The sequence below is a fragment of the Nocardia sp. NPDC004123 genome (assembly GCF_053603795.1).
The window spans coordinates 508,134-523,120 of record NZ_JBSGGG010000001.1 but is presented as its reverse complement, the minus strand read 5'-3'; the positions used below and the strand labels follow the sequence as shown (position 1 = coordinate 523,120).

10 protein-coding genes are annotated in these 14,987 nt (G+C 70.1%); 4 read left to right on the top strand and 6 right to left on the bottom strand.

Features of this window, described 5'->3' with window-relative positions:
* Positions 1–10 precede the first annotated feature (10 nt).
* From ACWEQQ_RS02340 to ACWEQQ_RS02320, 5 genes are all read right to left on the bottom strand, one after another.
* Positions 11–1,189 (bottom strand): sulfate/molybdate ABC transporter ATP-binding protein, encoded by a 1,179-nt coding sequence (locus tag ACWEQQ_RS02340; RefSeq protein WP_452346852.1) that lies wholly within the window; start codon positions 1,187–1,189, stop codon positions 11–13.
* A 144-nt stretch (positions 1,190–1,333) separates the two neighbouring features.
* Positions 1,334–2,953, bottom strand: a complete 1,620-nt coding sequence (locus ACWEQQ_RS02335; RefSeq protein ID WP_452339372.1) for a DUF885 domain-containing protein — start codon at positions 2,951–2,953, stop codon at positions 1,334–1,336.
* 10 nt (positions 2,954–2,963) lie between these two features.
* Positions 2,964–3,737 (bottom strand): ABC transporter permease, encoded by a 774-nt coding sequence (locus ACWEQQ_RS02330; RefSeq protein WP_379384544.1) that lies wholly within the window; start codon positions 3,735–3,737, stop codon positions 2,964–2,966.
* Positions 3,734–4,477: a molybdate ABC transporter substrate-binding protein gene (gene modA, locus ACWEQQ_RS02325; RefSeq protein ID WP_379428280.1), complete on the bottom strand. Its 744-nt coding sequence runs from the start codon at positions 4,475–4,477 to the stop codon at positions 3,734–3,736. Before modA ends, ACWEQQ_RS02330 begins: the two co-directional genes overlap by 4 nt.
* Before the next feature lie 20 nt (positions 4,478–4,497).
* Positions 4,498–4,911 carry a TOBE domain-containing protein gene (locus ACWEQQ_RS02320; RefSeq protein ID WP_354849050.1) on the bottom strand — a complete coding sequence of 138 codons (414 nt, stop codon included), beginning with the start codon at positions 4,909–4,911 and terminating at the stop codon, positions 4,498–4,500.
* Between the two features lie 53 nt (positions 4,912–4,964).
* Between ACWEQQ_RS02320 and ACWEQQ_RS02315 the strand changes: the two genes are divergently transcribed.
* Positions 4,965–5,879, top strand: coding sequence for a hypothetical protein (locus tag ACWEQQ_RS02315; RefSeq protein ID WP_452346851.1), 915 nt, complete (start codon positions 4,965–4,967; stop codon positions 5,877–5,879).
* A 19-nt stretch (positions 5,880–5,898) separates the two neighbouring features.
* Here ACWEQQ_RS02315 and ACWEQQ_RS02310 read toward each other — a convergent pair whose 3' ends face one another.
* Complete coding sequence (locus ACWEQQ_RS02310; protein WP_452346850.1) at positions 5,899–7,338, bottom strand: CCA tRNA nucleotidyltransferase; 1,440 nt, start codon at positions 7,336–7,338, stop codon at positions 5,899–5,901.
* A gap of 203 nt (positions 7,339–7,541) precedes the next feature.
* Here ACWEQQ_RS02310 and ACWEQQ_RS02305 point away from each other — a divergent pair, with 203 nt between their 5' ends.
* From ACWEQQ_RS02305 to ACWEQQ_RS02295, 3 genes are all read left to right on the top strand, one after another.
* Positions 7,542–8,096, top strand: coding sequence for an NUDIX hydrolase (locus tag ACWEQQ_RS02305; RefSeq protein ID WP_354849043.1), 555 nt, complete (start codon positions 7,542–7,544; stop codon positions 8,094–8,096).
* Positions 8,093–10,612 carry a DUF6049 family protein gene (locus tag ACWEQQ_RS02300; RefSeq protein ID WP_452346849.1) on the top strand — a complete coding sequence of 840 codons (2,520 nt, stop codon included), beginning with the start codon at positions 8,093–8,095 and terminating at the stop codon, positions 10,610–10,612. The genes ACWEQQ_RS02305 and ACWEQQ_RS02300 overlap by 4 nt, the downstream gene beginning before the upstream one ends.
* Before the next feature lie 470 nt (positions 10,613–11,082).
* Positions 11,083–14,916, top strand: coding sequence for a murein biosynthesis integral membrane protein MurJ (locus ACWEQQ_RS02295; RefSeq protein ID WP_452346874.1), 3,834 nt, complete (start codon positions 11,083–11,085; stop codon positions 14,914–14,916).
* The last annotated feature ends 71 nt before the right edge of the window (positions 14,917–14,987 follow it).

Genomic DNA, 14,987 nt, shown 5'->3' with positions numbered 1-14,987 from the left:
CGGCGACAGGTCAATACGGGTAGACCTCCACTTCGGTCGCCTTCACCGCGAAGTACACCTCCATCCCGGGGACCACACCGAGCTGGGCCACCGCGGCCGGAGTCAGATCCGCGGCCAGGCCCGCGGCCGCCCCCGGACCGTCCACCCCGCGTACCCGCACCAGACCGCCGCGATCCTCCAGCTCCGCCACCCGCACCCGGAACACATTGCGGGGACTGCCCTCCGGATGCTCCAGATGCACCGCCACGGCCACCGGCGAGAACACCGCCGCCGCCCGCCCGGTGGCCGTCCACTCGCCCTCGGACCGGCCGAAGACCTCGACCGTCCCGTCCGTGACCGCACCCAGCCCGGCGCTGCCGCCGCTCACCGCCGCACCCATGATCAGGTTGACTCCGGCGATCCGGGCAGCGAACCGGCTGCGGGGCCGCGCCAATACCGCAGCCACCGAACCGGACTCGATCACCCGCCCGGCCTCGAGGACCGCGACCCGATCGGCCAGGGTCACCGCGTCGATGATGTCGTGTGTCACCAGAATCGTGGCGCTGGGCCGGGCATCCGGGAGCGTCACGGGATGCGCGGCGATATCCCGTGCGGTGGCGATCAACTCGCCATTTTCATCGTCCGCACTGCCGGACGCGGGTTCCCGCAGGACTCTCCGCAGCAGCGCGCGCATGGCGGGCGCCGCGGTCACATCCAGCGCGGCCATCGGCTCGTCCAGCAGCAATACCCGCGGGTGCACGGCCAGCGCGCGGGCCAGGGCCACGCGCTGCGCCTGACCGCCGGACAATGACCCGGGCGACCGGTCCGCGAATTCCTCGGCATCGACGGCCCGCAGCCATTCCCGCGCGAGAGCGGCGGCGGCCCGGCCGCGCACACCCCGGCTGCGCGGCCCGAAGGCCACATTCGCGGCCACCGACAGATGCGGGAAGAGTAGGGCATCCTGCGCCAGCAACGAGACGGCCCGCCGATGCGGCGCCACCGCAATGCCTTTCGCGACATCCGTCAGCACTCGCTCGCCCAGCCGGACCTCGCCCTCGTCCGGAATCACCAGTCCGGCAACCACATCCAGCAGGGTGGATTTGCCTGCACCGTTGGGGCCGAGCACGGCCAGCACCTCCCCGGCCGGAATCTCCAGCCGAACCTGGAAATCCCGGTCGGCCAGACGTGCCGACACCGCCAGCCCGCTCATCCGATCCGCCCCGAGTAGCATGCGTACCCCACCGGCCACACCTGGCGGGCAACCGGGAATTGGGTGTAACAGTCCGCCCCGCAGCAGGTTCGGGGCACCACCGCGCGAGCCCGGACCACAACGATCGCCGAGCGGGTCATCGAATCAGCTCCCGTCGAGACCGAGCAGGGTGCGCAGATGGCGCGGGGCAGGGGAGCCGTGGGCGAGCATGGCATCGTGCCAGTCGCGCGGGGGCGTGGTGGCGGGGCGGGCGGCGGCAATCGCGGCGACCTCGGTATAACCGACGAAATAGGTCGAGAGCTGGGTGGAGCTGAGCAGGGTGCGGCGCCACTTGCCGGCGGCCTCGCCCTCCTCCTGGAGGCCGCGGTCCCGCATCAGCCGCAGGGCCTCGGCTTCGGTCATGCCGTCGCAGTGCACCGACTGGTCGAGGATGGCGTTGATGGTCATGCGCAGGTGGGACTTCAGCTGCTGCAACCGGACCGGCAGGCCGCCGAAACCGGTGTCGGCCATGAGCTTCTCGGTGTAGACCGCCCAGCCCTCGATGAAGGTGCCGCTCCAGCACAGCGCGCGCACAGGGGTGGAGCCGCGGAAGCGGCGCGACCGGGCGAGTTGCAGGTAGTGGCCGGGCATGGCCTCGTGCACGGTCAGATTACGCATCATGTGGTTGTTGTATTCGCGATAGAACGAGGTCACCCGCTCGGGCGACCAGTCCGCCGGGGTCGGTGCGATGGCGAAAAAGGTCGGCAGCTCGGCGGTTTCGAGCGGGCCGACCGGATCGCAGTACGCCACCGCCACCCCGCGCGCGAACTCCGGCATCTTCTGGATGACCAGCGGATCCTCGACCAGGGTGGCCAGGTCGTGGTCGCGGACGAAGGCGGTGGCCTCCGCCAGCGCCGCGGTCGCCACCGCGACCACCGTGTCATCGGCCGGTCGGTCCGCCGACAATTGCGCCAGCGCCCGGCGGACGGTCTCCGCATCCGGATTCGCGACCCCGAGCAGTTCGCCTGCCGCGGAGCGGATCTCGCCGGTCAGCTGATCCAGGTGCCGGTGCGCGCGGTCCAGGATCTCCCGCGCCCCCAGCTCGGTGTCCAGGGTGTGCCAGAGCTTGGCCTCCCACAGCCTGCGGCCCAGACGCGGATCGCGGTCCGCGCCCTCGACCCGGCCGGTGAGCCACGCGGTGAAGTCGGTCAGCGCCGACATCGCCGCGGTGGCAGCGGGTTCGATCTCGAAGCCGGGCACCTCGGCGGCCAGCGCGGGCACCTGATCGCGCACCAGCGCGGTCACGCCGCCGAACTGCCCGATGGCGGTCTCGACGTGCACGCGCGGCATCTCGCCGAGCAGCGCGCGGGCCGTGGCCAGCGCGTCGGGCACCGCCGCCAGCCGGTCGCGCAGCGCCGCCAGCCGCACCTCGGCGGGCGCGAACGGGCGCGCCAGCAGGTGGTGGAGCAGCGGTCCGGGGTTGTGCGTCAGTGGATTCCACTCGTGCTCGCGGATTTCGGTGAGCTCGAACAGCAGGCCGTCGACCCGCTGCTGCAGGAGCGCGAGATCGACGCCGTCCGCGGGGGCCAGGTCGTCCGGATCGACCTCGGCCAGGGTGTGCGAGGCCTCGCGCAGCAGCTCGGCATGCCCGCGCACCGCCTCCGCCGACCAGTCGGGGAGCCGATGATCGGCGCGGTGGTCGCCCACCGAGGCGGCCAGCTGCGGGCCGGCGGTCAGCAGCGCTTCGACGATGCGCTCGGCACGGGAGACGAATATCGGCGACATGGCAGCCACGCTAGCGCGCCTCCGGCCGCCGGTAGGCCACCAGCACGATCACCGCCGCGACCAGCACCAGCAGCAGCGAAAGCGCCACGGCGGCATCCGGATCGGACTCGCGCTGGAGATAGATCTCCAGCGGCAGCGTGCGGGTCTTCCCCTGCAGACTGCCCGCGAAGGTGAGCGTCGCGCCGAACTCGCCCAGGGCGCGGGCGAAGGCCAGGATCGTGCCCGACACCAGCGCGGGGCGCAGCAGCGGCAAGGTCACCCGCCACCACACCAGCGACGGCCGCGCACCCAGGGTGGCGGCGATCCGTTCGTAGCGGTCGCCCGCGGTGCGCATCGCGCCCTCCAGCGTGATCACCAGGAACGGCAGCGCCACGAAGGTCTGCGCCAGCACCACCGCGGTCGTGCTGAAGGCGATGCGGATGCCGAGCGACTCCAGCTGGTGGCCCACCAGCCCGTTCCGCCCGAACAGGTACAGCAGCGCCAGACCGCCCACCACCGGCGGTAATACCAAGGGCAGCAACACCAGTGCGCGCAGCACCGGCAGCGCTCGCCAGCGCGAGCGGGCCAGCACCGCTGCCATCGGCACACCCAGCAGCACGCACAGCAGCGCGGCCGCCACGGAGGTGCGCAGGCTCAGCAGCAGCGCCACCCGCGAGGACTCCGAGGTGATCAGATCCAGGAAATGCGACCAGTCCACCGCCCCGGTCAGCGCCACCAGCGGACCGGCCACCAGCACGAAGCCGATGGCCGCCGGCAGCAGCAGCCAGACCGGGGGCTTGATCACGGCCGTCCGAAACCGGCCTGCTGCAGCGCCTGCTGCCCATCGGGCCCGGTGACCAGCGTGACGAAGTCCTTGGCGGCCGCGGCATTCTTCGAATCAGCCACGGTGGCAATCGGATAGGTGTTCACGGCGGTCGCGGACTCCGGGAAGTTCACCGTCGTCACCTTGTTACCCGCGCCGGCCGCGTCGGTCACGTAGACCAGGCCCGCGTCGGCCTGCCCCGAGGTCACCTTGGCCAGCACGTCGGTCACCGAGGACTCCTCGCTGACCGGCGAAATCGACACGCCCGCACCGGAGGTCACCTTCTTGGTGGCCGAACCGCACGGCACCTGCGGCGCGCACACCACCAGGCGCAGCCCGGACTTGGACAGATCCGCCAGCGAACCGATGTGCGCCGGATTGCCCGGCGGCGTCACGATGGTGAGGACATTGGTGGCGAAAGTCTGGGGCTTGTCGGTGATCCGGCCGCCCTTCACCGCCTTGTCCATGTTCGCCTGATCGGCGGAGGCGAAGACGTCGGCGGGCGCGCCCTGATTCAACTGCGCCACCAGATCCGAGGAACCGGCGAAGGAGAAGGTCACCTTCGTGCCGTGGTGCGCGCTCTCGTACTGGGTGCCCAGCTGGGTGAACACCTGCTTGAGCGAGGCGGCCGCGAAGACCGTGATCGTCGTGGTGTCACTGCTGTCCGAGGAGGAACCGCAGCCCGACAGCAGACCCGCGCCCAGCACCGCGGTCGCGGCCAGCGCGGCTCCGGACCTGGAACCTAGGCCGCGCCACCGGTTTCCGTGGCGGTCTCGACCACCACCGTGGTGGCCTTCACGCTCGCCCACGCCACGCTGCCGGGCTGCAGCCCCAGCTCGCGCACCGACTCGCTGCTCATCAACGACACGACTGTGAACGGTCCGCATTGCATCTCCACCTGTGCCATCACGGTGTCGGCCACCACCCTGGTGACCAATCCGGGAAAACGATTGCGTGCCGAACTGGCACTAGCCATCCGGGTCTGTGGAGTGCGAGCCTGCTCGACGGCCAATTCCGCGAGCTCGCTGCCATCCACCACCAGGCGACCGGATTCGTCCTTGCGCGCGGACAGCACGCCACCGTCGATCCAGCGGCGCACGGTGTCGTCGCTGACGCCCAGCAGCTGGGCGGCGTCACGAATCCGAATTTCGGGCATGACAAGCAGAATAGATCCGCAAATACGGAAGTACCAATCGAATCGAACCGTAGATGCGGACAACAGCCGTCGGCAAGGTGTTCCAGTTCACTTTCGCGCCGCTGGCGCCCGCACCGGCGGCCAGTACGCTCGAAGCAATCATGGCCACGTATTTCGATCCGAAGGCCTGGTCGCCCCTGCGCGCGGTAGACCTGGGTATGGACCTCGGAAGACGCTTGTTCGATCAGAGCTGGCTGGACCAGTGGACCAGTTTCACCACCGCCTGGCTGGAACCAGCCGCCGACTTCGGAGCCGGGACAGTCACCGCGCTCATGCCCGACGTCCTCATGACGCTGCTGTCGGAGGGCATCCTGAGCCAGTTCGGCGGGCAGGAGGTCAGCGCCACCCTGCTCGGCCACGACCTGCGCGCCACCCTCCACACGCTCAAGGTGCGCCGGCGCGGGGCGCACTTTCAGGCCAAAACCGTGCTCACCGGGCTGATCTGGAACACCCACCCCATCGAGGAACTCACCGTCATCGCCCACGGCGTGCGGCTGATACCCGGCGTCCCCACCAAGCTGCGGACCTCACAGCTCGACCTCACCGGCGTGATAACCCTTGCGGCACTGCTGGAGTGGATCAACACCTGGCAGCCGGACTGGGAACTGCAGCCCGCCGATGACGGGCTCATCCTGGCCCGCCACCGCCGCCGCAGTATCCGGGCGCTGGCCGCGGCCGAGATCACCGACAACGTCCTGTCCATCACCGTGCACCGGGCCCACTGGCGAAAGGTGCGCGCGCCCAGGCGATTCACGACGCTGAACCCGATTCCGCTGTCGGGGCTGCCCAGCGAGGCGCGCATCAGCCGGGCCGAACATGTCGGGGAGCACGTGTTCTTCAGCGTCGACCTGCCCGCGATCAGCGGCTCGTTCGATCTCGCGCAGATCCGCTCGGCCATCGTCGCGGGGACGACGCTGATCATCTTCTAGGGAAGCCCGACTCCCGGGGCTATCGAACCTGCTGGGTCGGCCACCATTCGAGCAGGGCCGCCTCGGCCTCTTCGCGCGTCATCGGACCACGGTCCAGGCGCAGTTCCTTCAGGAAACGCCACGCCTTGCCGACATCCGGGCCCGGCTTCAGGTCCAGCAGCTCCATGATCGAATTGCCGTCCAGATCCGGGCGCACCCGCTCCAGATCCTCCTGCTCCCGCAGGCGTTCGATCCGGGTCTCCAGATCGTCGTAGGTCGAACGCAGGGCCGCGGCGCGGCGCTTGTTGCGGGTGGTGCAGTCGGCGCGGACCAGCTTGTGCAGACGGGGGAGCAGCTCACCGCCGTCGGTCACGTAGCGGCGCACCGCCGAATCGGTCCACTGGCCCTTGCCGTAGCCGTGGAAACGCAGGTGCAGGTACACCAGCCGCGCCACGTCCTCGGTGAACTGCTTCGGATACTTCAAGGCGCGCATACGCTTTCGCACCATCTTCGCGCCCACCACCTCGTGATGGTGGAAGCTGACCCCGCCGCCGGGCTCATTGCGCTTGGTCGGCGGCTTGCCGATGTCGTGCAGCAGGGCGGCCCAGCGCAGCACCAGATCCGGATCGCCCTGCTCCTGGTCGATGGCCTGACGCAGCACGGTCAGCGAATGCTGGTAGACGTCCTTGTGCTGATGGTGCTCGTCGATCTCCAGCTGCATGGCCGGGACCTCCGGCAGCACCCGCTCGGCCAGCCCGGTCTCGACCATGACGTCGATGCCCTCGGTCGGGTATTCGCCGCCGATCAACTTGTCCAGCTCCGCCCGCACCCGCTCGGCCGTGATGCGATCGATCTCCGGAGCCATCTCGACGATCGCCGCCCGCACCCGCGGCGCCAGCCGGAAACCCAGCTGCGCGACGAAGCGCGCGGCGCGCAGCATGCGCAGCGGGTCGTCGTGGAACGAATCATGCGGCAGCGCAGGCGTATCCAGCACCCCGGCCAGCAGCGCCTCGACGCCGTTGAGCGGATCCACGAACTCCAGCTCGCCCAGCGCGCCGATGCGCACCGCCATCGCGTTCACCGTGAAATCGCGGCGCACCAGATCACCCTCGAGGGTGTCACCGAAGGTGACCTCCGGATTGCGCGAGACTCGGTCGTAGGCGTCGCTGCGGAAGGTGGTGATCTCCAGCTGCTGCCCGGACTTGGCCGCGCTCACCGTGCCGAAGGCCAGACCACCGGTGTCCCACAGGTGGTCGGCCCAGCCGCGCATCAGCTCCTGCACCACCTCGGGGCGGGCATCGGTGGTGAAGTCCAGATCGGTGCCCAACCGGCCGAGCACCGCGTCGCGCACGCTACCGCCGACCAGATACAGCTGATGACCGTGCGCGGCGAACAGTTCACCCAGCGGAGTGAGCACATCCGAGAGCCGTCCCAGCGTTATCGCGGCCGCCGCCAGCAGGCGAGTACGACGATCCTCCACAGCTGCTTCCTCGGACTTCGGCGAAACCACGAAAACGCAGCTTAGTCGGTCGGGGTCGCGATCCCCGAAAAGTGTCCTGCCGCTCCCGCCGGTCACCCGGCGTGCCGCGCCACGACCGGCGTCTACCTGCTATGAGAGCTCTGTATATATAGGAGCTACTCCGCTGGGGCGGGCGGAGCCGCCGTCCCCTATAGACTGACGCAGTGTCCCCGGCCGATCGCGCGAACAGTCGACGCCGCCAGCCCCGGCGGCGTGGTTCGGCCGGTACCGCGGCGAAATCCACCGGTGCGGCCAAGCCTCGCATGCGCACGGTCCGCGAAACCTCCGCGGGCGGACTGGTGGTGGACGGCCTCGACGGCCCCAGCGATAAACGCTGCGCCGCCCTCATCGGACGCACCGACCGGCGCGGACGACTGCTCTGGTCGCTGCCCAAGGGCCACATCGAAGAGGGCGAGACCGCCGAGCAGACGGCCATTCGCGAGGTGCAGGAGGAGACCGGCATCCACGGCACCGTGGTCGCCGAACTCGGCAGCATCGATTACTGGTTCGTCACCGAGGGCCGGCGGGTACACAAGACCGTGCACCACTATCTGATGCGCTCACTCGGCGGTGAGCTCTCCGATGCCGACGTCGAGGTCACCAAGGTGGCCTGGGTTCCCTTGAGCGAACTGGACTCCCGGCTCGCCTACGCTGACGAACGCAGGCTGGCCGAGGTCGCCAACCGGCTGATCGACCGGATGGAGAACGGCAGACAATGACGCGTGCGGGATCGCAGCGCACGCTGCTTTCACTCGTCGCGGTAATGCTGGCGGTGCTCACGACGCTGGGAATCGGACCCGGAATCGGCACACCCATTGCCGCCGCCGAACCCACCGGCAGCGGCAGCGGACAGCCGAGCGGACCGAAATTCCTGAAGCTGTCCCTGGATTCGGTGACGCCCACCGCCATCACCGCCGCCAGCGACCCCTACTTCGTGGTGTCGGGCACTGTCACCAATATCGGTGACCGGCCGGTGGACGACGTCAGCATCCGCATCCAGCGCGGCGCGGCCGTCACCAGCCCCAGCGGACTGCGCTCCACCCTGCGCCTGGACCAGGTCAACTACGACATCAACGGCGAATTTCAGGACGTCTCGGACCAATTGACCCCGGGACAGCGCAAACAGTTCAGCCTCACCGTCGCCCTGCGCGCGGGAACCGATCTGCCCAGCGACATCTCGTCGCTCGACATCGCCGCGCCCGGCGTCTATCCGCTGCTGCTCAATGTGAACGGCCAGCCCGCGTACGGCGGGCAGGCCCGCCTCGACGACGCCCGCTTCCTGCTGCCCGTCCTCGGCGTCCCCGGCACCGACCCCAAACGCGCGCTCGCACCGGCCGCTCCGCCCGCCGTCGACGCCCCGCCGGTGGCCACCACCATGCTGTGGCCGCTGGCCGACCGGCCCCGGCTGGTCGCCGGACAGCCCGGCACCCCCGACGGGCAGGCGCTGCTCACCGACGACGACCTGGCCGCCTCGCTCGCGCAGGGCGGACGACTCGACCAGCTGCTGTCGGCCCTGGAGAGCGTGGTCAAACCCGACAGTGGGCGCGACCGCAACCTCGTCAACGCGCTCTGCCTGGCCGTCGACCCGGACCTGCTCATCACCGTGTCCGACATGACCAGGGACTACCGGGTGCTGGCCAGCCCCTCGGATCCGGACGGGCCGACCCGCTCCGGCACCGGCAGCCACGCCGCCAAGGCGTGGCTGGAACGGCTGCGCGCCCTCGCACCCGGAATGTGCGTGGTGGCACTGCCGTTCGCGCAGGTCGACCCGAGCGCGCTGGCCGCCGCCGGCGACGTCACGCTGGCCGACCGCGCGCTCAACGCGCCCGCCGACCTGATCGACACCCTGCTCGCGGTGAAATCGGTACGCGGCGTGGCCGTTCCGGACGCCGGCACCGTCGACACCGACGGCGCCACCCTCTTCGCGCACCACGGCTTCACCACCACCCTGCTCGCCGACAATGCCGTGACCACCGGCGACAACCACGCCAACTTCACCGCCGCCAAGACCCCACCGGGCGGCGCCGCCCCCGAACCCGGCACCCCCGACGTGGTGAACCTCGCCGACATCACCCTGCCGCCCACCGCCGGCGCGACCCCGCCGCCCGCGCCCGCCACCCTGCACGCCGCCACCTTCGACATCTGGGCCGCGACCGCGCTGGCCGCCATCGGATCCAATCCACCCACACCGCCTTTCACCCCCGACAAGGTCCGCTACGAGGTCACCAACGACTCCCGCGCCGCCCGGCTGCAGGACGCGCTCGGGGCCATGGCCTGGACCGCGCTCAACCCGGAACCCGGCCGCCCGCGTTCGGCGCTGCTGATGCCCCCGCAGCAGTGGGGCGCCAACCGGGACGAAGCCGCCACCGTGCTGGGACAACTGGACCTGCTGGTGAAGAACGGCCTGGCCACGCCGCGGCCCTTCACCGATCTGGTTGCGCAGCAGCCGGATCCGCAGGGTTACCAGCTCGACTACCCGAGCGAGGCCGCCGACGACGCGGTACCCGCCCACTTCGCCGAACCGGTGCACCAGCAGGCCCAGCGCATCACCGAGCTGATGAGCGCGCTGGTGGACGTGCCGCAGCAGGAACTCAGCCCGCGCGCCTTCCTCACCCCGCTGCGCGACGACCTGATCCGGGTGCTCTCGCTGTCCGACCGGCGGGCCGGGACCGCCGCCGCGGACACCAACGCCCAGCGCCGGCTCGACCAGACCACCAAAACCATGGACAACCTCTACGGTTCGGCGACGGTACTGCCGCCCGGCGGCGTCTACACCCTCGCCTCCGAGCAGAGTCCGCTGCTGCTGGTGGCCCGCAACGACCTCCCGGTGGCCATCCGGGTGCGCTTCAAGATCGACGCGCCGGCCGAGACGAACATCACTGATATCGGCGAACAGCAGCTGCCCGCCAAGGGGAATCGATCCTTCCAGATCCCCACCGAGGTATCCGACAGCCGAAACCTGGTCATTCCCATCGCGCTTACCACATCCGACGGGGTGCCGCTCGGCAATGCCGTATCGGTATCGGTGCGGTCCAACGCTTACGGTCAGGTGTTGGCAATAATTACTGCGTGCGCCTGCGCGCTGCTGCTCCTGCTGGTCGGCCGCCGGCTCTGGCACCGCTTCCGCGGACAGGCCGACCCGGCCGACGAAGGGTTCGACCCCGAACCCCGAGGCGGAGACGACAGTGCGGGGCGCACGGGTAAGCGGGACAAGAAACGACAGGAGGCACGGTGAGCGAGTACGGCGGGCCGCGCTCATCCGGCCGACCAGAGGGACCTGACGGGCCGCCGCCGCGGCGCACGCCATCGGCGCCGTGGGAACGCGGCGCGCCCCGCCCCGGCCCGCGGGGCCCGCAGGGCCCGGCCTCCGGACAGCAGCGAGCGGTTCCCGGTAATCCGCAGGGATACCCGGGACAGCAGTATCCGGCCAAACCGTCCGGTCCGCAGCGGCAGGCGCCGCTGCCCGGCGAATCCGGGCCCATCATGCACCGCCCCCGCCCCCAGCAGGGACGACCCGATCCCATGACCGGCGGGCGCGTCCCGGCCGAAGAGCGCTACCACTGGGGACACCCCGGCGGCGAGGGCAACCGCCCACCCGGCTCCGACCCACAGCGCTATCAGACACCGCCGATGTCGAACCCGCGCCCGGCTCCGTCGACCGGCCCACAGCGCCAGGCTCCTGCGACCGGTCCGCAGCGGCAGGCCATGCCGCGCACCGCGACCGTCCCCGCCGCACAGGTGGAGGAGAAGCCCGACAACTCCAACGCCAAGCTGGTCCGGGATACCGGGTCCCTCGCCCTCGCAACCCTGATCAGCCGCATCACCGGTTTCGCCAAACAGGCTCTGCTGCTGACTGTGCTCGGACCGGCCATCGCCAGTGCCTTCACCATCGCCAGCTCGATCCCGAACATGATCTCGGAGCTGCTACTCGGCGCGGTGCTGACCGCCATCGTCGTGCCAACACTGGTCCGTGCCGAGCGTGAGGACGCCGACGGTGGCGCGGCCTTCGTGCGCCGCCTGTTCACCACGGCGCTTACCGTATTGGGCACGGGCACGGTCATCGCGTTGATTCTCACCCCGGTACTTACAAAGCACGTCTTCCTCTCCGCCGACAGCAAGGTCAATTCCGGACTCACCACCGCGTTGACCTACATGCTGATTCCCGCGGTCCTGCTGTACGGAATGTCGGCGCTGCTCATGGCGATTCTGAACACCCACCAGGTGTTCAAGCCCGGTGCCTGGGCACCCGTCCTGAACAACTGCGTCGCCCTGCTGGTGCTCGGTCTGTTCGCGCTGGCGCCGGGCGAGATCACACTGGATCCGATTCGGATGGGCGAACCGAAACTGCTGTTACTCGGTATCGGCACCACCCTGGGCGTGGCGGTCCAGGTAGCGACGTTGCTACCGGCGATCCGGCGAGAAGGCATCGACCTACGCCCCCTATGGGGATTGGATGCGCGTCTCAAGCAGTTCGGCGGTATGGCCGCGGCCATCGTGCTCTACGTCCTGATCAGCCAGGCCGGTTTCAGCTTCACACTGCGGGTCTCCTCGCACGCCGACGTCGCGGGTCCGACCATCTACCAGAACGCCTGGCTGCTACTGCAACTGCCGTGGGGCGTGCTCGGCGTCACCCTGCTCACCGCGATCATGCCGAGGCTGAGCCGCAACGCCGCCGCCGACGACACCCCGGCGGTGGTGGACGACCTGGGCGCGGCCACCCGGCTGACCATGATCGCGTTGATCCCCATCGTCACCTTCCTCACCTTCGCCGGACCTCAGATCGGCGAGGCGATCTACGGCTACGGCCGCTTCGGCGCTGACGCTGCGCGACTCGGCGAGGCGGTGTCCTGGTCGGCGTTCAACCTCATTCCCTATGCGCTGGTGCTGATTCACCTGCGGGTCTTCTACGCTCGCGAACAGGCGTGGACACCCACCTGGATCATTCTCGGCATCACCAGCGTGCAAATCACGCTGTCCGCATTGGCACCGGTCCTGTTCTCCGCCGACCATGTGGTCATCGCCCTCGGTGTGGCCCGCGGGCTCGGCTTCGTCACCGGCGCCATCATCGGTGGCTGGCTGCTGCACCGCAGCCTGGGCGATCTGCGCATGGCCAACGTCGGCCACACCATCACGCGGGTGGTGCTGGCATCGCTGGCCGGTGGCGCGGTCCTGCTCATCGTGGACAAAGTGCTGGGACTGCACCGGCTTTCGGAGTCCTTCGGCGGTATCGGCTCGCTGGTGCGGGTCGGCCTCACCGCCCTCGTCATGTTCGGCGTGGCCTTCGGCCTGATGCGCCTGCTCGGCATTCCCGAGATCGTGGCCATCACCGTCGCGGTCTCGCGCCGACTCGGCATCACCCCGCCCGCACCCGATCTCGACCTCGACGGCACCCCGCTCGAGGACATCCACGAGACCACGCTGCTGCCCAAACCGGACCTGCGGGCGGCGCCGTACTACTACCGCTTCGATCCGTACCTCGACGCGCAGACCATGGTGCTGCCCGTCATCCGGCCCGATGCGGTTGAACTCACCGAAAAGACCGAGTTCCCGTACCCTGTTCGGCAGGCAAGCGCAACTGCCCAGACCGGCATGTCCGCGGACAGCTCCCGCGGCACGCCGGACAGTGCACGGACACCGGACGGCGGCTTCCGCACGACTTCGGATGCCGCAGCGGTTCCGGCTCCGATACATCGGTCTTCGACACACCAGGGCGAAGGAGGAACGAGGGTGAGCGACGATGCGGCGGGCGGTGTCCCGGCCGCCGAATCCGCAACGGCCGCGGGCGGCGGGCTCTCCACGGACACCCCTCCCTCCGGTGCAGCCGGCGGAAAGCCCGGTGGCCGAGCCGAGTCCGCGGCCCGCTCCGGCGGTCAGGGCGACCACGAGGAACCCGAGCACCTACCGGAGGCGGAGGACCACGCCGGTCCCGAAACCGGTGTGTACGAGGCCATCTCGCCGCAGATGCCGCCCATGCGGGTGGAATCGCCGAGCAAGCGCATCCAGCGCGGCCCCAAGCTGACGCCCGGCGCGTCGGTGGCGGGCGGCCGGTACCGGCTGCTGACCAGCCACGGCGGCGCGCGCGGGCTGAAGTTCTGGCAGGCCCTCGATGTGAAACTGGACCGCGAGGTCGCGCTCACCTTCGTCGACGCCGATCAGCAGGCCACCGACAACTCCGGACACGATGGGCCGCAGGCCATCCTGTCCCGCACACTGCGCCTGGGCCGGATCAACTCGCCCGGTCTGGCCCGCGTGCTGGACGTGGTGCGCGGCTCCTCCGGCGGCATCGTGGTGGCCGAGTGGACCCCCGGCCGCTCGCTCAAGGAGATGGCCGAGACCGTGCCGTCGCCGATCGGCGCCGCGCGCGCCGTCCGGGCGCTGGCGGCCGCGGCCGAAATGGCGCACCGCGGCGGCGGTTCGCTGTCCATCGACCATCCGGACCGGGTGCGCATCAGCGCGGCCGGCGACGCCGTGCTGGCCTTCCCCGGCACGCTGTCCGACTCGGACGCCCAGTCCGACGTGCGGGGCCTGGGCGCCATGCTCTACGCGCTCATGACCGCGCACTGGCCGATCCGGGTCGGCGGCATCTCCGGTAGCGCGGCCACCGTCGGCGGCCTGCCGCTGGCCGACTTCGGCCCGGACGGAACGCCGGTGGAGCCCCGGACCATTCGGCCCGAGGTGCCCTTCGAGATCTCCGCGGTCGCGGTGCGGTCGCTGGAGTCCAACAAGGGCGTGCGCACCGCCGCCACCGTCCAGCACGTGCTGGAGCAGGCGTCGGTGGTGGACCAGAAGACCGACTTCATCCCGGTGCTGCGCCTGGGTCAGAAGCCGCCCAGCGCACCCGACGAGACCCTCGCCGATCCGGAACTGCTCGCCGCCGAGAAGGAACGCTCGCAGCGGATGATGTGGATCCTGGTCGGTCTGGGCGTGCTGGCCGCGCTGGTGGTCGGCGTCATCATCTGGTGGCTGCTGAGCGTCTTCGCGCCCGGCTCCGCCAACGCGCCGCTCAACGAACAGCGCAATATCGGCCTCACCACCTCGGCGACGGCGCCGGCCGGCCCCGGCGCGTCCCAGGCTCCGGCCGGCGCGCCGGCCACCGGCGGAGTGCCGGTGCCGGTCACCGGCGCCACGGTGTTCTCCCCGGAGGGCACCCCGGACAATGTCGGCAGCATCGCGGCGGTGCTGGACAACAACCCGGCCACCACCTGGCGCACCGATGCCTACTTCCAGCAGTTCCCGGCCCTGAAGAAGGGCGTGGGCGTACTGACCACCCTGGGCAGCCCCAGCAAGCTGACCAAGGTGATCATCGAATCGCCCTCGCCCGGAACACAGGTCGAGATCCGCACCTCGCCGACCGCCTCGCCGACCCTGGATCAGACCCAGCTGATCGGCTCGGCGGTGCTCGGCGACGGCACCACCGAGATTCCGGTGCGGGCCGATCAGCCGGCCCGCTACGTGCTGGTGTGGATCACCCAGCTCGCCAACAACGGGGGCCAGTTCCAGTCTTCGATCGCCGAGATCCGGTTCGAAGCCAGCGTCTGATCTGCCCTCCGCTTCGCTCCGGGCTGGTTCGCGGCCCTGAAGGTCTCGTTGTTCCCTCCTCCGCTCCTCCG

What these genes read in the sequence shown, in the direction of transcription:
- ACWEQQ_RS02340 (WP_452346852.1), bottom strand. Translation starts at nt 1,189, where the DNA reads ATGAGCGGGCTGGCGGTGTCGGCACGTCTGGCCGACCGGGATTTCCAG.
- ACWEQQ_RS02335 (WP_452339372.1), bottom strand. Translation starts at nt 2,953, where the DNA reads ATGTCGCCGATATTCGTCTCCCGTGCCGAGCGCATCGTCGAAGCGCTG.
- ACWEQQ_RS02320 (WP_354849050.1), bottom strand. Translation starts at nt 4,911, where the DNA reads ATGCCCGAAATTCGGATTCGTGACGCCGCCCAGCTGCTGGGCGTCAGC.
- ACWEQQ_RS02315 (WP_452346851.1), top strand. Translation starts at nt 4,965, where the DNA reads ATGCGGACAACAGCCGTCGGCAAGGTGTTCCAGTTCACTTTCGCGCCG.
- ACWEQQ_RS02300 (WP_452346849.1), top strand. Translation starts at nt 8,093, where the DNA reads ATGACGCGTGCGGGATCGCAGCGCACGCTGCTTTCACTCGTCGCGGTA.
- ACWEQQ_RS02295 (WP_452346874.1), top strand. Translation starts at nt 11,083, where the DNA reads ATGCCGCGCACCGCGACCGTCCCCGCCGCACAGGTGGAGGAGAAGCCC.